Raw genomic sequence first — 15,819 nt, forward strand, 5'->3', positions numbered from 1 at the left:
GAGGGCGTGAGGAAGTGGACGAAGAAGACGGCTGCGGCCGACGAACCGGAACACGGGCTCGGACTCCCGGCGGATCAGCGGGCGATGCGGGAGCGGCTCCTCGCGGCGCCCGTGGTGCCCGCGCCCGAGCCCTGGCGACCCGTCTTCGGCCACGCGTACGGGACGCCCGTCGGCGGGCTGGTCGGGATCGGCTTCGCGTCACACCCTGACGACGGCCGCGATCTGGTGATGGCCGTCTCGCACACCGGGCACGGCCTGTTCGACGCCGTGACCGGCGAGAGGATCGCCAGGGACCACGACCCGGACCCCGAGGATGCCCTGCCGGACGAGGTGTCCGACCTCTCCTGCCCCGGGCTGGGCCCGATCGCCGGGAGACGCGTGCGTATCGCGGGGCTGTTCGGCGGCGGGTCGCGCACCACCACCGAGGACGGCTGGACCTTGCAGGTCGCCGTCCCGGCCCGGCCGAACGAGCGTGTCCTGCTGTCCCGTGAGGGCGGGTCTCCCTCCGTCGGGCCGCATGGGGAGCGGTGGTGGCACATCTACCACGCCGACTTCTCCGAGCTGAGGACGGCCGGCTTCTCACCCTCCGGGCAGACCGTCGCCGTGGCGACGAGCAGTGACCTGGCCCTGTGGACACGCCGACCCGCGGGCGGCCCCGTGGTGCATCCGTAGGCCTCGCGCGGGTGGGGTGCCGCATCCGTGGGGGCAGGGCACTGGCCTCTTCAGGCGGCCTCGACGACCTCGGCGCGGAGGGCGGCCGCCCACTCGACCACCAGCAGCTCGTACTCCGCGCGCTCCTGGGCTGTGAGCGAGCCGCCCGCGCGCGTCCACAGGGCACGGATCGCCTCGTTCACCTCGGCGGCGGAGCGCACGGAACCAGGGTCTAAGGAACTGGGGGACATGGTGTCAAGCCTAGGGGTTGGCACTGACCGTGCGCTACCGGACGGCTACAGGCCACGTATGTCTTTGGTCACGAATACGGCCAAAAACGCTTGGTCGCCGGTGAGTCGGACGGCTCAGCCCGACGACTCCGCCGCGTGCGGGCTGAGGACGCCGGCCACGACCAGGACGATGATGACCAGGCCGAGAGCCACCCGGTAGTAGACGAACGGCATGAAGCTCTTCGTCGAGATGTACTTCATGAACCATGCGATGACCGCGTACCCGGAGACGAAGGCGATCACCGTGGCGAAGATCGTCGGGCCCCAGGAGACATGGTCGCTCGCCAGCGCGTCCTTGAGCTCGAAGAGGCCCGAGGCGAGGACGGCGGGGATCGCCAGCAGGAACGAGTAACGGGCCGCGGACTCCCGCTGGTAGCCCATGAACAGACCGCCGCTGATGGTGGCGCCGGAGCGGGACACGCCGGGGATGAGCGCCATGGCCTGGCACAGGCCGTAGATGAGGCCGTCCTTGACGTTCAGGTCCTCCAGCGACTTGCGCTGCTTGGCGGCGCGGTGCCGGCCGCCGGACTCGTCGCGTGCCGCCAGCCGGTCGGCGACGCCGATGACGATGCCGACCACGATCAGCATGGTCGCCGTGACCCGCAGATCGCGGAACGGGCCCTCGATCTGGTCCTTGAGTGTCAGGCCCAGCACACCGATCGGGAGGGAGCCGACGATGACCAGCCAGCCCATCTGGGCGTCGTGGTCGCGCCGCATCTCCTTGTTCGTCAGCGACTTCAGCCACGCCAGGATGATCCGCCCGATGTCCTTGCGGAAGTAGATCAGGACGGCCGCCTCGGTGCCGATCTGGGTGATCGCGGTGAAGGCCGCGCCAGGGTCCTCCCAGCCCGAGAACGCCGCGGTCAGCCGCAGGTGCGCGCTGGAGGACACGGGGAGGAATTCGGTCAGCCCCTGGACGAGTCCGAGGATGAGGGATTCAAACCAAGACATGAAGTTACGGCGTCCAAGTGCTGATGGTGGCAGGGGATACGCGGGACCCGCGTCGGCGGCGCGGTGATCGCGGCTGTCGAGGGGCAGCGTAGCGCCCCTGGGTGAACCCCCTGCCACAGGGGTTCGGCGCGCGAGGGGCGGTCAGGCGGCCGTCGGCCCCGACACCGACCACCCCGGGGCCTGGGGGTGCGCGGTGACGTCCTCGTGCCGGACCGTCTCGCCGCAGGCCTGGCAGGTGACGACCGGGAGCAGTTCGTTGCCGCAGCTGTGTTCGATCACCATGGGCCGGTCGTCGTCCTGGCGCAGATGGCGGTCGCCCCAGGCCATGAGCGTCAGCAGGACCGGCTCCAGCTCGAGGCCGGCCTGTGTGGGCCGGTACTGGAACCGCTGCGGCCGCTCGCTGTAGGCGCGCTTGGTGAGGATCCCGGCGTCGACGAGGCGGCGCAGCCGCGTGGAGAGGACGTCGCGCGGGGCGCCGATGTTGCGGACGAGCTGGTCGAAGCGGCCGTTGCCGAGGCACACCTCGCGCAGGACGAGCAGGGAGTACTTCTCACCGACGAGGGCCAGCGTGTCGGCGATCGAGCAGGGGCGGGGGTCCTTGGTGGCGGCCATGCCGTCCAGTCTAGGGAGTCGAGCGTCCGGTTTTCCGACTTCGCTGCTCAGGTGCGTGCGCAGGACCCGAAGAGGTGCGGAGTGCCCAAAGAAGTGCACAGCGCCCGAAGGCGTGCACAGCGCCCCAAGAGAGGGTTTGATTTTCCAACCTGCGGAGCTATGGTGAGTTCAGATTTCCTACTCACCGGTAATCGGGCGGCGCTCGGCACCCGTCGAGCCACCGGCCCGCGCGCCAAGGAGGCCCGCACCATGCGAGACGCAGTCATCGTCGAAGCCGTACGCACCCCCATCGGCAAGGGCAAGCCGAACGGCTCCCTCGCGCACGTCCACCCCGTCGAACTCCTCGCCCACACCCTGCGGAGCCTCGTCGAGCGCTCCGGCGTCGACCCGGCGCTGATCGACGACGTCATCGGCGGCACCGTCGACCAGGTCGGCGAGCAGGCCATGAACACCACGCGCTACGCCGCCCTCTCCGCCGGGTTCCCCGAGACGGTCCCGGCGACCACCGTCGACCGCCAGTGCGGCTCCTCCCAGCAGGCCGTGCACTTCGCCGCCCAGGGCGTCCTGTCCGGCGCCTACGACCTGGTCGTGGCCTGCGGGGTCGAGTCGATGAGCCGTGTGCCGATGTGGTCGAACGTGCCGCCCGGCAAGGACCCCTTCGGCCCCGGCATCGCAGCCCGCTACCCCGACGGGCTCGTCCCGCAGGGCGTCAGTGCCGAACTGATCGCCGCCAAGTGGTCCCTCACCCGCGAGGAGATGGACGCGTTCGCCGTCTCCTCCCACCAGCGGGCCGCCGCGGCCTGGGAGAAGGGCCTGTTCGACGCCGAGGTCGCGCCGCTGGGCGGCGTCTCGCGCGACGAGTGCGTCCGTCCCGGCAGCACGCCCGAGATCCTCGCCGGACTCAAGCCCGCCTACCACGACCCGGTGTTCGCCGAGCGTTTCCCGCAGATCGAGTGGAACGTCACCGCGGGCAACGCCAGCCCCATCAACGACGGCGCCTCCGCCGTCCTCATCACGTCCTCCGAGACGGCGGCCCGCCTCGGCCTGCGCCCCCTGGCCCGGCTGCACAGCTTCGCCGTCACCGGCTCCGACCCCGTCCTCATGCTGACCGGCGTCATTCCGGCGACCGAGAAGGTGCTGCGCCGGGCGAACCTGTCGATCGACGACATCGACCTGTTCGAGGTGAACGAGGCGTTCGCCGCCGTGGTGCTCGCCTGGCGGCAGGAGACCGGCGCGGACCTCTCCAGGGTCAACGTGCACGGCGGCGCCATCGCGCTCGGCCACCCGCTCGGGGCCAGCGGCACCCGGCTCACCACGACCCTGGTGCACGCCATGCGCGAGCGCGGCGCCCGCTACGCCCTGCAGACGATGTGCGAGGCCGGCGGACTCGCCAACGCGATGGTCCTCGAAGCCGTGTGACCGACGGCGGGGCTCAGCGGCCGCGCAGATGGTGGCGCTTGCGCCAGGCCACCACCACACCCGCCAGCGCCGGCACGGCGATGCAGGCCAGCGCGATCAGGAAGGCGGGCGACGTCGGCGCGGCGGCACGGGCTCCGGCCACGACGTACGCGGCGGTGTTCGGGATCGAGCCGAGCGCCGTCGCCAGCAGGAACGGGACGTACCCCATGCGGGAGACGGAGGCGGCGTAGTTCGCGGCCCAGAACGGCACCCCCGGGAAGAGCCGCACCGCCAGCATCGAGCGGAAGCCGTGCCGGCTGAACTGGCCGTCCGCCGCCTTCAGCACCCGGCCGCGCAGCAGCGGCCGCAGCGCGTCCTGGCCCAGCAGCCGGCCGAGCCCGAAGGCGATGCCCGCCCCCAGCACCGTGCCCGCGAGCGCCGCGCCCAGACCCAGTTGGGAGCCGAACAGCGCGCCCGCCGCCAGGTTCAGCAGGGGGCGCGGCACGAACGCCACCGTGACCAGGCCGTACGCCACCGCGAACAGGACGACCGCCGCCGCGCCCTCCAGGTGCGCCGGCCAGCCGTCCGACAGGAGTCTCTGCGGCTCGAAGAGCAGCACGCAGGACGCGGCGGCGGCCAGCAGGAGCACCAGCGCCGACAGCCGTGACCACGGCGAGAGCAGGGCTCTGCCGCAGCGCGCGGCCAGGCCGGCGGGCGCGGGCGTGAGCGAGGGGACGGGGACGGCGAGCTCCGTGGTGACGGCCCGGGGAGAGGCCGTCGCGGTGCCCCCAGAGCGGGTGGTGGCATCGTCGAGCATTCGGCGACAGTAACCGAAGAGCGCATGTGATCGCCGTATGGTCGTGCCATGAGCGTGACAGGCGCGGAAGCGACGGACGTGCCGCGCAGCGTGCTCGCCGACACGGTGATGGAGCGGCTGACCAGCACCTACGCGGCCGCCGCGGACCCAGAACGGGCCGTCGCCATGCGGGCGTACATGAAGGACGTGGCCCCGTTCCTCGGCATCCCCTCTCCCGAGCGCCGCGCCCTGTCGCGCTCCGTCGTCCGGGGCACCCCGCCCCCCGGCGAAGACGACTGCACCGCGGTCGCGCTGCGCTGCTGGCGGCTGCCCGAGCGGGAGTACCAGTACTTCGCCATCGACTATCTGCGCCGGCATGTGACGTGTCTGTCCTCCGGGTTCCTCCCGGTGACGCGGCAGTTGGTGTCGACGGTGCCCTGGTGGGACACCGTCGACGCGCTCGCCGCGCACGTCGTCGGCGGCCTCGTCACGGCCGACGCCGCGCCGGCCGCGGACATGGACGCCTGGATCGAGGACGACGACCTCTGGGTCGTCCGCACCGCCCTCCTGCACCAGCTCCGCTTCAAGGAACGTACCGACACCCGGCGCCTGTTCGCCTACTGCCTGCGCCAGTCCGGCCATCCCGACTTCTTCATCCGCAAGGCCATCGGCTGGTGCCTGCGCGAGTACGCCAAGACCGACCCCGGGGCCGTACGGGACTTCCTGGCGCGCGAGGGCGGGCGGTTCGCCCCGCTGTCCGTGCGTGAGGCGCTGAAGAACATCGGCGCCTGACCACCGGGCCGCGCGGGGAAAACCATTCGACGCCGGGGGCGGCCTCGGCGATGATCGGCGTCATGTTCCGGTACGCCTTCGTTCTCGCCGCATCCGCCGCCGCGGATACGCCGAAGGCTGCCGTTCTCGTCCTCCTGGCCGCCGTCGACGGCGCCCGAAGCTGACCCTCCCCGGAACGTCCGGCGGACCCCGCAGGGGGAGGGTCGGCACCTCCTCGGGGTCCCCTCTCTCCTCACCGAGACGTCCAGCGACGTCAGACTTCGGAGCACACCCATGTCCAAGACGGCGTACGTGCGTACCAAGCCGCATCTGAACATCGGCACGATGGGCCACGTCGACCACGGCAAGACCACGCTGACCGCCGCCATCACCAAGGTCCTGGCCGCCCGCGGCTCCGGCACCTTCGTGCCGTTCGACCGCATCGACCGGGCGCCGGAGGAGGCGGCCCGCGGCATCACCATCAACATCGCGCACGTCGAGTACGAGACCGACACCCGTCACTACGCGCACGTCGACATGCCGGGCCACGCCGACTACGTCAAGAACATGGTCACCGGCGCGGCGCAGCTCGACGGGGCGATCCTCGTGGTCTCCGCGCTCGACGGCATCATGCCGCAGACCGCCGAACACGTGCTGCTCGCGCGGCAGGTGGGGGTCGACCACATCGTCGTCGCCCTCAACAAGGCCGACGCCGGCGACCCCGAGCTGCTCGACCTCGTCGAGCTGGAGGTCCGGGACCTGCTCAGCGAGCACGGCTACGGCGGCGACGCCGCGCCCGTCGTACGGGTCTCGGGGCTGAAGGCGCTGGAGGGCGACCCCCAGTGGACGGCGGCCGTCGAGGCGCTGCTCGACGCGGTCGACACGTACGTCCCCATGCCGGAGCGGTACGTCGACGCGCCGTTCCTGCTGCCCGTCGAGAACGTCCTGACCATCACCGGCCGGGGGACCGTGGTGACCGGCGCCGTGGAGCGGGGGACCGTCCGCGTCGGCGACCGGGTCGAGGTGCTCGGGGCCGGCGTGGAGAGCGTGGTGACCGGCCTGGAGACCTTCGGCAAGCCGATGGACGAGGCCCAGGCCGGTGACAACGTGGCGCTGCTGCTGCGCGGCGTCCCCCGGGACGCCGTCCGGCGCGGGCACGTGGTGGCCGCGCCGGGCAGCGTGGAGCCCCGCAGCCGTTTCACGGCGCAGGTGTACGTCCTGTCGGCCCGCGAAGGCGGCCGCTCGACGCCGCTGTCCACCGGGTACCGGCCGCAGTTCTACATCCGCACCGCGGACGTGGTGGGGGACGTCGACCTCGGAGAGGCGGCCGTCGCGCGGCCCGGCGAGACCGTCAGCATGACCGTCGAGCTGGGCCGCGAGGTGCCGTTGGAGCCCGGCCTCGGGTTCGCCATCCGTGAGGGTGGCCGGACCGTCGGGGCCGGGACGGTGACCGCCGTCGTATGACGGGCCGGGGGCCGTGCGACCGGGACGACCGGGCGTGCGGCCCCCGTGCCGGTGGCGGGACCGGGGCGCCCCACAATGGGGGAGTGAACGACTCCAGACCCGTCGCCGGTGCCACCGAGCACGGCTTCGCCAAGCTCATGCCCGACGTCGACCGGGAACGGGCCTGGCTGCTCACCGTCGACGGGGCCCCGCAGTCGTACGTCGACCTCGACGAGCCCACACACCTGGAGTTCGAGTACGTGCGCCGGGTCGGGCACGCGCTGGACGTCGTGGCGGAGCCGGGGCGCGCCCTGGACGTGGTGCACCTCGGGGGCGGGGCGCTCACCCTGCCCCGGTATGTCGCCGCCACCCGGCCCGGGTCCCGTCAGCATGTCGTGGAGCTCGACGGTGCGCTGCTCGACCTGGTCCTGGAGCATCTGCCGACGCCCGCCGGAGCCGACATCACCGCGCACGCCGCCGACGCGCGGGCGTGGCTCGACGCCGCCCCGGCGCGGTCGGCCGACGTGCTCGTCGCCGACGTGTTCGGGGGCTCCCGGGTGCCCGCGCACGTCACGTCCGTCGAGTACGCCCGCGCCGCCGCCCGGGTGCTCCGCGGCGACGGGGTCTACCTCGCGAACCTCGCCGACGCCGCGCCGTTCGCCTTCCTGCGCTCCCAACTGGCCAACCTGGCCGGCGTCTTCGAGGAGCTCGCGCTGATCGCCGAACCGGCCGTGCTGCGCGGTCGGCGCTTCGGCAACGCGGTCCTGGTCGCCGCGCATCGGCCCGTGGACACGTCCGCCCTCGCCCGGCTGACCGCGGGCGACGCGTTCCCGGCCCGCGTGGAGCACGGGGCCGGGGTGCGGGCTTTCATGGGAGCGGCACGTCCCGTGCGGGACGAGGACGCCGTCCCGTCACCCGAGCCGCCCGAGGGGGCGTTCGGCATCGGCTGAGGGGCCGGGGCCGTCAGCCGATCCCTTCGGCCGGGGTCCGCGTGCCCGCCGGAGCGCCGCTGCCGCCCGACGTCACCGGCTTGCCACGGCGGCGCAGGTTGCGGACGTCCGGCACGCACAGAACCCCGGCGGTGACCACCACGATCACCGCGGAGCAGCCCCACAGCGCCGGCGCGCGTCCGAACGCGGTCTCCGCCGGGCCGGCGAGGGCCGTCGCCAGCGGGACCATGGCGACCGAGCCGAACCAGTCGTAGGCGGAGACCCGGGACAGCTTGTCCTCCGGTATCTCCTGGTGCAGCGCGGTCATCCAGGAGACGCCGAACACCTCCAGCATCACTCCGGTCAGGAACATCACCGCGCACAGCGCGCCCACCGGGACCGGCACGGCGAGCGCGGCGGACGGCAGGGCCAGCGGGAAGACGCACAGGGTGCCGGCGAGGAGGAGGCGGCGGGGCTGCCAGCGCGTCATGAGCAGCGCGCCGGCCACCGTGCCCGCGCCGAAGAACCCCAGGGCCACGCCCCACGGTCCGGCCCCGCCCAAGTGGTCCCGGGCGACGAGCGGACCGTAGACCGCGTCGGCCGCCGCGACCACCGCGTTGGCGACGGAGAACTGGACGACCACGGCCCACAGCCACGGCCGTCCCACGAACTCCCGCCAGCCCTCGCGCAGGTCGGCGAGCATGCCGCCGCCGGGCGCCCGCCGCGACACCCGGCTGACGTCCAGCAGGGCCCGCATCGCACCGGCGACCGCGAAGGCCGCGGCGTCCGCCGCGAGCACCCAGCCCGGCCCCATCGCCGCCACCATGGCACCGCCGAGCGCCGCGCCTCCGACGGCCGCTCCCTGCATCGCCATCCGGAACACCGCGAACGCCTTGCCCGCCTGCTCCCCCCGCACCGACGACAGCAGCATGCCCTCGGCGGCCGGGCTGAAGAACGCCTGGCCGGTGCCGCCGAGCGCGGTGAGCAGCATCATCTGCCACAGCCGGGCCTCGCCGGTGAGGACCAGCGCGGCGAAGACCGCCTGCGAGACGCAATTGAGGGCGTTGGCCGCGACCATCACCCGGTGCCGGGGCAGCCGGTCCGCGACGGCGCCGCCGATCAGCAGGAAGAGCACCAGGGGCAGAGTCCGGGAGGCGGCGACGAGACCCACGTCGCCGCCGTCACCGCCCGCCTCCAGGACGGCGAAGGCGGCGGCGATCAGGGCGCCGTTGCTGCCGAGGTTGGTGACGAACGCCGAGGCGGTCAGCAGGCTGTAGTTGCGGCCCGCCCAGGCGGGGCGGCGGGAGCGGCGGGAAGGAGGGGTGGCGCGGGTCACCGGCCGACTATCGCCGTCCGGCCCCCGGTTTGCCAAGCCGGTGCGCAGGTCACGGACGGGCGGGTGCGCTCCGGACGGTGCGCGCGGCCCCCGGTGAGGGGTCCGTCACGGCAGTCTGTCGCCCGTCCCCTACTCGCGAGTAACGTGACCGTCATGAGCGCAGACCAGCTGTCCGTCGGCGAGATGCTCCTCGTCACCGTGCCCATGGCCCGGACCCTGCACCTCGAGTTCGTGGAGATCACCCCCGAGCGGGCCGTGGTGGTCCTGCCGGACCAGAGCGCGTTCCACAACCACGTGGGCGGGCCGCACGCCGGCGCCATGTTCACGCTCGGCGAGTCCGCCGGCGGGGCCATCGTGCTGTCCGCGTTCGGGGACCAGCTGGCCCGCGCCGTGCCGCTCGCCGTGAGCGCCGAGATCTCCTACCGCCGGCTCGCCATGGGAGCGGTGACGGCCACCGCGACCCTGGGCCGCCCGGCCGCCGACGTCGTCGCGCAGCTGGACGCCGGGGAGCGGCCCGAGTTCCCGGTGGCCATCGAGATCCGGCGCGCGGACGGCGCCGTCACCGCCGAGATGCGGGCGATCTGGACCCTGCGGCCGAACGGCTGAGCGCCGCACACCCGCGTTCCGGCTCGCGGCCGCGTGCCACGGCCGGTCCGGACGCAACCCGGGCGACGCCCGGGACGTCCAAGAGAGCGAGTAGGCTTCCCCGATGCGCGCCCACCGCTGAGCGGGCGCCCGGGAACGCAGGGTCAGGCACACGAGAGGAAGCGGCGTTGCACGTCCAGGAATGGCTCGAAACGGTGCCTCCGCTGGCGATCTACCTTCTGGTCGGGCTGGTCATCGGACTGGAGAGCCTGGGCATCCCGCTGCCCGGCGAGATCATCCTGGTGTCGTCCGCCCTGCTCGCCTCGCAGCACGGCGAGATCGACCCCTTCGTGCTCGGCGCCTGCGCGAGCGCCGGCGCCGTCATCGGTGACTCCATCGGCTACGCCATCGGCCGCAAGGGAGGCAGGCCCCTGCTGGCCTGGCTGGGCGCGAAGTTCCCCAAGCACTTCAGCGAGGGGCACATCGCGACCGCCGAGCGGTCCTTCCAGAAGTGGGGGATGTGGGCGGTCTTCTTCGGCCGGTTCGTCGCCCTCCTGCGCATCTTCGCCGGACCCCTCGCGGGTGTCCTGCACATGCCGTACTGGAAGTTCCTGACCGCGAACGTGCTCGGCGGCATCGTCTGGGCGGGCGGCACCACCGCCGTCATCTACTACGTCGGCGTGGTCGCCGAGTCCTGGCTGAAGCGCTTCTCCTGGCTGGGCCTGGTCGCGGCGGTCCTCATCGGTCTCGCCTCCCTGCTGATCGTCAGGCGCAAGGCCGCCAAGGCGCAGACCGCCCACCAGGAAGCGGAACCCGCGCCGGTTCCCGCGGGCGACTGAGCACCCCGGGCCCGGCGCGGCGGGCGCGACGGTCTCAGCCGCGCCCCTCGTGCTCCTCCCGGTGCGCCTTGGCCAGCTCGGCGTACATCGTGCCGTTCAGCGTGACCCCCTGCCGCTCCTCCTCGGTGAGCGGCCGCTTCACCTTCGCCGGCACGCCCGCCACCAGCGACCTCGGCGGCACGACCATCCCCTGCGGCACCAGCGCCTGCGCGGCGACCAGCGAGCCCGCCCCGATCACCGCGCCGTTCAGCACGGTCGCGCCCATGCCGACGAGACAGTCGTCCTCGACGGTCGCCCCGTGCACCACCGCGTTGTGCCCGACGGACACCCGCGCACCCACGCGCACCGGGAAACCGGGGTCGGCGTGCAGCGTGCAGTTGTCCTGGATGTTGGCCTGCTCCCCGACGGAGATCGCCTCGACGTCGCCGCGCACCACCGCGCCGTACCAGACGCTGGCGCCCGCCTCCAGGGTGACGTCCCCGATCACGGACGCCGTCGGCGCCACGAACGCGGACCCGTCGATCCTGGGCTCCCGTCCCGCGATCCCCATGACCAGCGCCTTGTCCGTCATCGCCCTCTCCTCACCCCGAACGTCGTCGACAGTGCGCACCGTACGCCACCCGGTAGGGCGAAGATCACAGCACCTCGGCCTCATCACGACCACGAACGCTCAGTACCGTGAGGCCGTGCCCAAGCGCAAGAACACGTTCTCATCCTGGCGACGCCGACTGGCGCAGCGCGCCGTCCACGCGGGCTGGGCCTGGGCGCAGCGCACGGGTTCGGTGACCGCGGAGCACCCCGGCCGCTTCCGCTTCGGATCCCTCGGCGAGGCCACCCGGCTGGCCTTTCCGCTCGGCACGGTCTTCGGGGAGCCGTGGATCCACCTCGGCTCGCACTGCATCGTCGGCGAGCAGGTCACCCTGACGGCCGGTCTGATGCCCGACCTCGACCTCGGCCCGGATCCGATCCTGCGCATCGGCGACGGCGTCGTCCTCGGCCGCGGCAGCCATGTCATCGCCGACACGACGGTGACCATCGGCAGCGACTGCTACTTCGGCCCGTACGTCTACGTCACCTCCACCAACCACTCCTACGACGACCCGCACGAGCCCATCGGCAGGCAGTGGCCGCGGATGGAGCCCGTCGAGATCGGCCCCGGGTGCTGGATCGGCACCGGCGCGGTGATCCTGCCGGGCGCGACGATCGGGCGGAACGTGGTGGTCGCCGCCGGCGCGGTGGTCCGCGGCACGGTGCCGGACCACGCCGTGGTGGCGGGGGCGCCCGCCCGTGTCGTACGGCGCTGGACGCCCGAGGACGGGTGGCAGCCGCCGCTGCGGACCCCGGCGCCGGTACCGATACCGGACGGCGTCACCCCCGGACAGCTCCAGGCGCTGGCGGGCCTCGACGAGGAGACCGTGGCGCGGCTGGCGGAGCTGGACGAGCGGGCGACCGCCGAACTGGCGGAGCCCGCCACCGAGTCCTGACCGGCGGTGCCCGAGCGGGTCAGCCCGCGGCGAGCAGCACCGTGCCCACCAGGGCGAGCCCGGCACCCGCCGCCTGCATGCCGGCCAGCCGCTCCCGCAGCACGCCCCGCGCCGCCAGGGCGGTCACCACGGGATAGAGCGAGGCGAGCACGGCGGCCACGGTCACCGGGCCACGGTGTGCGGCGACCACATAGGTGCCGTTCGCGGCGACGTCGGCGAGGCCGACGAACGCGAGCGCGGGCAGCGAGCGCCAGGGAAAGCCGTCGACCGGGAGGGCCGGCGCCCCGCGCCGCACCGACACGTAGAGCGCGAGGCCGCCCGCCCCCACGTTGACGACGCGCTGCACGAAGAGCGCGAGGAACAGGCCGGTCACGGTGGTCGACGCCTCCGCCACCAGTACGAAGACCGTGCCGAAGCCGAAGGCCGCGACCAGCGTGAGCAGGATCGACCGCCGCTGCACCGGAGCGCCCCGCATCTGCGGTCCGCCCGCCAGGACCACCCCGAGCACCGCCACCGCGATCCCCGCCGTCTGCACCGGCCCGGGCCGCTCGCCCAGGAAGAGGCCCACGCCGACGGGCACGGCCACGCCCACGGTCCCGAGCGGCGAGACCACGCCCATCGGGCCGAGCGCGAGCGCCTTGTAGAAGCAGAGCAGGGCGACGGGGCCCACCAGGCCGGCCGCGACCGCCCACCACAACCGCGGGCCCGCCTCGCTCCAGGCGCCCATGGCCAGGACGATGACACCGAGGACGGCCGCCGCGATCGCCTGCGAGACGACGACCACCGTCAGCGCGGGGGTGCGACGGGTCAGTACGCCTCCGCCGAAGTCCGCCAGACCCCAGAGCAGACTGGTGGCCAGGGCGAAGAGTGCTGTCACAAGAGCCTCGCAGTACAGTGCGGTGGACGATCGGGTGCACCCCACGGTAGTGCGGTCTGGTGAACCCTGTCATCCAGAATATTGGACTCCGCAAGGACGGAACGTGTCGGACCTCGACCTGCTGACCCAGTCCCTGGCGCGCAACGTCAAGCATTGGCGGACGGTACGCGGCTTCACGCTGGACGTGCTCGCGACCCGGGCCGGTGTCAGCCGCGGCATGCTCATCCAGATCGAGCAGGCCCGCACCAACCCCAGCCTCGGCACGGTCGTCAAGATCGGCGACGCGCTCGGTGTCAGCATCACCACGCTCCTCGACTACGAGCAGGGGCCGAAGGTGCGGGTCGTCCCGGCCGACCAGGTCGTACGGCTGTGGCACACCGACGCGGGCAGCCACAGCCGCCTTCTCGCCGGGACCGAGGCCCCCGGCCCGCTGGAGATGTGGCACTGGCGGATGATGCCGGGCGAGAGCAGCAGCTCGGACCCGCACCCGGTCGGCACCGTCGAGATCGTGCACGTCACCGCCGGCGAGCTGACCCTCACCGTCGACGGCGTGGACCACCGGGTTCCGGTCGGGGCGAGCGCCACCTTCGAGGCCGACGCCCCCCACGTGTACGGCAACCAGGGCGAGGTCCCGGCCGAGTGGATGCTGGCGGTCTCCGTGCCGCCCGCACGCTGAGACGTCCCTCCGGCGGCCGCCGAGCGCCTGTTAGCGTGCGGCCATGGACGCACCCATCGGGCACTTCGACACCGCCGCACCCGCTCCCGAATGCCTCGACGAGCTGATCAGCCCCGTCGCCGAAGCCGTACGGAACTGGCGCGGCAGCGTCCCCGCCGAGCAGATCGTCTACGTCGACACCGACCCGCAGTGGGCCGACACAGCCGCCTTCGTCGAGCACTACGGGCAGGACCTCCTCGAGGCGTCCGCGAACTGCGTGGTCGTCGCCGGCAAGCGCGGCGGCGAGACGACACTGGCGGCCTGCCTGGTCCTGTCGACCACCCGCGCCGATGTGAACGGCGTCGTGCGCCGCCATCTCGGCGCCCGCAAGGCGTCCTTCGCCTCCATGGACACCGCCACCGGCGAGACCGGCATGGAATACGGCGGCATCACCCCGATCGGCTTGCCCGGGCTCTGGCCCCTGCTGGTCGACCCGGCCGTCGTCGACCTGCCGTACGTGCTGGTCGGCAGCGGCCGCCGGCGCGGCAAGCTCCTGGTCCCCGGCAAGGCGTTCGCCGAACTGCCGAACGCGGTCGTGCTGGAGGGGCTCGGGATCGCCGCGGGCTGAGACACCGGCCGGGCGCCCGAGGCTCATGCCGTCATGTGGTGCGCGAGCACGTGGTGCGGGTCCTGCTCACCCGTCACCGGTGCCGGATCGGCGTGCACCAGGGCCGCCGTGAGCCGGGGGACGGCGTGCAGCAGCGCGTGCTCGGCGTCCACCGCGATCGCGTGCGCCTGACGCACCGTCGCCTCACCGTCCACGACCACGGCCACCTCGGCGCGCAGCCGGTGCCCGATCCAGCGCAGCCGCAGTTCGCCGACCTCCCGGACGCCCGCGACGTCCCTCAGGGCCCGCTCGGCCCGGTCCACCAGGGCCGGGTCCACGGCGTCCATCACCCGCCGGAACACCTCGCGCGCCGCGTCCCGCAGCACCAGCACGATCGCGGCCGTGATCGCGAGCCCCACGACCGGGTCCGCCCACTGCCACCCCAGGGCGGCGCCGCCCGCGCTCGCCAGCACCGCCAGCGAGGTGAAGCCGTCGGTGCGGGCGTGCAGCCCGTCGGCGACGAGCGCCGCCGAGCCGATGGCGCGTCCGACCCGGAGGCGGTACCGGGCCACCCACTCGTTCCCGGCGAAGCCGATGAGCGCCGCCACCGCCACCACCGGGATGTGCCGCACGGGCTCCGGGTCCAGCAGCCGGGCCACGGCCGTCCAGCCCGCGAAGACGGCGGACGCGGCGATGGTGAGGACGATGACCAGGCCCGCGAGGTCCTCGGCCCGGCCGTACCCGTAGGTGAAGCGGCGCGTCGCCGCGCGCCGGCCCAGCACGAAGGCGATGCCGAGCGGAACGGCCGTCAGCGCGTCCGCGGTGTTGTGCACGGTGTCGCCGAGCAGCGCGACCGACCCGGAGACGGCCACCACGACCGCCTGGGCCAGCGCCGTCACCCCGAGGACCAGCAGGGAGACCCACAGGGCCCGCATTCCGCGGGCCGAGGACTCCAGCGCCGGGTCCAGCCTGTCGGCCGTCTCGTGGGAGTGCGGTCGCAGGAGGTGGGCGAGGCGGTGGCGGAGGGACGCCCGGGTGGGGGAGTGCGGGTGCTCGTCCCTTGGCGGGTGCTCGTCCCTGGGCGGGTACCCGTGCCGCTCATGGCGGTGCCCGTCGTGCCCGTGCGCGTGACCGTCGCTCACGGCGATCCCCTTCCGATCCGATGCGCTCCGACGCGCGGAGGTGGACGGCCGGCCGCCCACGGGGCCATTATGTGCGTATGAGCGCACGCATGCACCTGTCATCTGCGCACGGTGCGCATCCGCGCAGCCCGGGCGAGGAGCAGTTCGCCCTGGCCGCCGAGATCCTGGCCCTGCTCGGGGACCGCACCCGGCTGACCCTGCTGCACGCCCTCACGGCCGGGGAGGCGGACGTCACGACGCTCACCGAGGCGTGCGGGGCGGCCCGGCCCGCCGTCAGCCAGCACCTGGCCCGGCTGCGGCTCGCCGGCCTGGTGGACACCCGCAAGGAGGGGCGGCGGGTGATCTACTCCCTGCGCGACGGCCATCTGCGCCGCCTCGTCGACGAGGCCCTGAACGTGGCGGACCACCGGCTCAGCGACCGGCCGCCGCACGACTGAGACGTAACGGCGCGCG

19 protein-coding genes are annotated in these 15,819 nt (G+C 73.3%); 11 read left to right on the forward strand and 8 right to left on the reverse strand.

Annotated features, from left to right (window positions below; genetic code table 11):
• The first annotated feature begins 6 nt into the window (after positions 1–6).
• Positions 7–672, forward strand: a complete 666-nt coding sequence (locus ACFRAC_RS03565; protein WP_382920059.1) for a hypothetical protein — start codon at positions 7–9, stop codon at positions 670–672.
• Between the two features lie 50 nt (positions 673–722).
• On the opposite strand, the gene ACFRAC_RS03570 is transcribed toward ACFRAC_RS03565, so the two are convergent.
• The 3 genes from ACFRAC_RS03570 to ACFRAC_RS03580 all read right to left on the reverse strand — a co-directional run bounded on the left by ACFRAC_RS03570 (position 723) and on the right by ACFRAC_RS03580 (position 2,504).
• Positions 723–902: a hypothetical protein gene (locus tag ACFRAC_RS03570; protein ID WP_382920062.1), complete on the reverse strand. Its 180-nt coding sequence runs from the start codon at positions 900–902 to the stop codon at positions 723–725.
• A gap of 114 nt (positions 903–1,016) precedes the next feature.
• Positions 1,017–1,892, reverse strand: coding sequence for an undecaprenyl-diphosphate phosphatase (locus ACFRAC_RS03575; RefSeq protein WP_382920064.1), 876 nt, complete (start codon positions 1,890–1,892; stop codon positions 1,017–1,019).
• A gap of 141 nt (positions 1,893–2,033) precedes the next feature.
• Complete coding sequence (locus ACFRAC_RS03580; RefSeq protein WP_382920067.1) at positions 2,034–2,504, reverse strand: winged helix-turn-helix transcriptional regulator; 471 nt, start codon at positions 2,502–2,504, stop codon at positions 2,034–2,036.
• 249 nt (positions 2,505–2,753) lie between these two features.
• On the opposite strand from ACFRAC_RS03580, the gene ACFRAC_RS03585 reads away from it, so the two are divergent.
• Positions 2,754–3,923 carry a thiolase family protein gene (locus tag ACFRAC_RS03585; protein WP_382920070.1) on the forward strand — a complete coding sequence of 390 codons (1,170 nt, stop codon included), beginning with the start codon at positions 2,754–2,756 and terminating at the stop codon, positions 3,921–3,923.
• A 13-nt stretch (positions 3,924–3,936) separates the two neighbouring features.
• Here the strand turns inward: ACFRAC_RS03585 and ACFRAC_RS03590 are convergent, their stop codons facing one another.
• A complete protein-coding gene (locus ACFRAC_RS03590; RefSeq protein WP_382920073.1) occupies positions 3,937–4,719 on the reverse strand; it encodes a TVP38/TMEM64 family protein in 783 nt (260 codons plus the stop codon).
• 48 nt (positions 4,720–4,767) lie between these two features.
• Between ACFRAC_RS03590 and ACFRAC_RS03595 the strand changes: the two genes are divergently transcribed.
• From ACFRAC_RS03595 to ACFRAC_RS03605, 3 genes are all read left to right on the forward strand, one after another.
• Complete coding sequence (locus tag ACFRAC_RS03595; protein ID WP_382920076.1) at positions 4,768–5,490, forward strand: DNA alkylation repair protein; 723 nt, start codon at positions 4,768–4,770, stop codon at positions 5,488–5,490.
• Between the two features lie 273 nt (positions 5,491–5,763).
• Entirely contained in the window at positions 5,764–6,933 is a 1,170-nt protein-coding gene (gene tuf / locus ACFRAC_RS03600) for an elongation factor Tu (RefSeq protein ID WP_382920078.1), read from the forward strand.
• 137 nt (positions 6,934–7,070) lie between these two features.
• On the forward strand, positions 7,071–7,862 hold the full coding sequence (locus ACFRAC_RS03605) for a spermidine synthase (RefSeq protein WP_382921112.1): 792 nt from the start codon (positions 7,071–7,073) through the stop codon (positions 7,860–7,862).
• A gap of 13 nt (positions 7,863–7,875) precedes the next feature.
• Here ACFRAC_RS03605 and ACFRAC_RS03610 read toward each other — a convergent pair whose 3' ends face one another.
• On the reverse strand, positions 7,876–9,177 hold the full coding sequence (locus ACFRAC_RS03610; protein WP_382920080.1) for an MFS transporter: 1,302 nt from the start codon (positions 9,175–9,177) through the stop codon (positions 7,876–7,878).
• Between the two features lie 153 nt (positions 9,178–9,330).
• Here ACFRAC_RS03610 and ACFRAC_RS03615 point away from each other — a divergent pair, with 153 nt between their 5' ends.
• Both ACFRAC_RS03615 and ACFRAC_RS03620 read left to right on the forward strand, forming a co-directional pair.
• Positions 9,331–9,783, forward strand: a complete 453-nt coding sequence (locus ACFRAC_RS03615; protein WP_382920082.1) for a DUF4442 domain-containing protein — start codon at positions 9,331–9,333, stop codon at positions 9,781–9,783.
• Positions 9,784–9,950: 167 nt separating this feature from the next.
• Positions 9,951–10,601 (forward strand): DedA family protein, encoded by a 651-nt coding sequence (locus ACFRAC_RS03620; RefSeq protein ID WP_382920085.1) that lies wholly within the window; start codon positions 9,951–9,953, stop codon positions 10,599–10,601.
• Between the two features lie 34 nt (positions 10,602–10,635).
• On the opposite strand, the gene ACFRAC_RS03625 is transcribed toward ACFRAC_RS03620, so the two are convergent.
• On the reverse strand, positions 10,636–11,172 hold the full coding sequence (locus ACFRAC_RS03625; RefSeq protein WP_382920088.1) for a gamma carbonic anhydrase family protein: 537 nt from the start codon (positions 11,170–11,172) through the stop codon (positions 10,636–10,638).
• Between the two features lie 115 nt (positions 11,173–11,287).
• Between ACFRAC_RS03625 and ACFRAC_RS03630 the strand changes: the two genes are divergently transcribed.
• Entirely contained in the window at positions 11,288–12,085 is a 798-nt protein-coding gene (locus tag ACFRAC_RS03630; protein ID WP_382920090.1) for an acyltransferase, read from the forward strand.
• Positions 12,086–12,104: 19 nt separating this feature from the next.
• On the opposite strand, the gene ACFRAC_RS03635 is transcribed toward ACFRAC_RS03630, so the two are convergent.
• The gene (locus tag ACFRAC_RS03635) at positions 12,105–12,962 is read right to left on the reverse strand and encodes a DMT family transporter (RefSeq protein WP_382920093.1); all 858 of its coding nucleotides are present in this window, start codon (positions 12,960–12,962) and stop codon (positions 12,105–12,107) included.
• 103 nt (positions 12,963–13,065) lie between these two features.
• On the opposite strand from ACFRAC_RS03635, the gene ACFRAC_RS03640 reads away from it, so the two are divergent.
• Positions 13,066–13,638, forward strand: a complete 573-nt coding sequence (locus ACFRAC_RS03640) for an XRE family transcriptional regulator (protein WP_361346174.1) — start codon at positions 13,066–13,068, stop codon at positions 13,636–13,638.
• Between the two features lie 43 nt (positions 13,639–13,681).
• Entirely contained in the window at positions 13,682–14,245 is a 564-nt protein-coding gene (locus tag ACFRAC_RS03645; protein ID WP_382920096.1) for a YbaK/EbsC family protein, read from the forward strand.
• Between the two features lie 23 nt (positions 14,246–14,268).
• Here the strand turns inward: ACFRAC_RS03645 and ACFRAC_RS03650 are convergent, their stop codons facing one another.
• On the reverse strand, positions 14,269–15,366 hold the full coding sequence (locus tag ACFRAC_RS03650) for a cation diffusion facilitator family transporter (RefSeq protein WP_382920099.1): 1,098 nt from the start codon (positions 15,364–15,366) through the stop codon (positions 14,269–14,271).
• Positions 15,367–15,443: 77 nt separating this feature from the next.
• Here ACFRAC_RS03650 and ACFRAC_RS03655 point away from each other — a divergent pair, with 77 nt between their 5' ends.
• Positions 15,444–15,803, forward strand: a complete 360-nt coding sequence (locus ACFRAC_RS03655; RefSeq protein ID WP_382920102.1) for an ArsR/SmtB family transcription factor — start codon at positions 15,444–15,446, stop codon at positions 15,801–15,803.
• Positions 15,804–15,819: the final 16 nt, after the last annotated feature.

Source organism: Streptomyces sp. NPDC056628, from assembly GCF_042792555.1.
Taxonomy (GTDB): Bacteria; Actinomycetota; Actinomycetes; order Streptomycetales; family Streptomycetaceae; genus Streptomyces.

Coding starts and splice junctions, on each gene's coding strand:
- ACFRAC_RS03570 (WP_382920062.1), bottom strand. CDS start 902: ATGTCCCCCAGTTCCTTAGACCCTGGTTCCGTGCGCTCCGCCGCCGAG.
- ACFRAC_RS03575 (WP_382920064.1), bottom strand. CDS start 1,892: ATGTCTTGGTTTGAATCCCTCATCCTCGGACTCGTCCAGGGGCTGACC.
- ACFRAC_RS03580 (WP_382920067.1), bottom strand. CDS start 2,504: ATGGCCGCCACCAAGGACCCCCGCCCCTGCTCGATCGCCGACACGCTG.
- ACFRAC_RS03585 (WP_382920070.1), top strand. CDS start 2,754: ATGCGAGACGCAGTCATCGTCGAAGCCGTACGCACCCCCATCGGCAAG.
- ACFRAC_RS03590 (WP_382920073.1), bottom strand. CDS start 4,719: ATGCTCGACGATGCCACCACCCGCTCTGGGGGCACCGCGACGGCCTCT.
- ACFRAC_RS03595 (WP_382920076.1), top strand. CDS start 4,768: ATGAGCGTGACAGGCGCGGAAGCGACGGACGTGCCGCGCAGCGTGCTC.
- tuf (WP_382920078.1), top strand. CDS start 5,764: ATGTCCAAGACGGCGTACGTGCGTACCAAGCCGCATCTGAACATCGGC.
- ACFRAC_RS03605 (WP_382921112.1), top strand. CDS start 7,071: ATGCCCGACGTCGACCGGGAACGGGCCTGGCTGCTCACCGTCGACGGG.
- ACFRAC_RS03615 (WP_382920082.1), top strand. CDS start 9,331: ATGAGCGCAGACCAGCTGTCCGTCGGCGAGATGCTCCTCGTCACCGTG.
- ACFRAC_RS03625 (WP_382920088.1), bottom strand. CDS start 11,172: ATGACGGACAAGGCGCTGGTCATGGGGATCGCGGGACGGGAGCCCAGG.
- ACFRAC_RS03645 (WP_382920096.1), top strand. CDS start 13,682: ATGGACGCACCCATCGGGCACTTCGACACCGCCGCACCCGCTCCCGAA.
- ACFRAC_RS03655 (WP_382920102.1), top strand. CDS start 15,444: ATGAGCGCACGCATGCACCTGTCATCTGCGCACGGTGCGCATCCGCGC.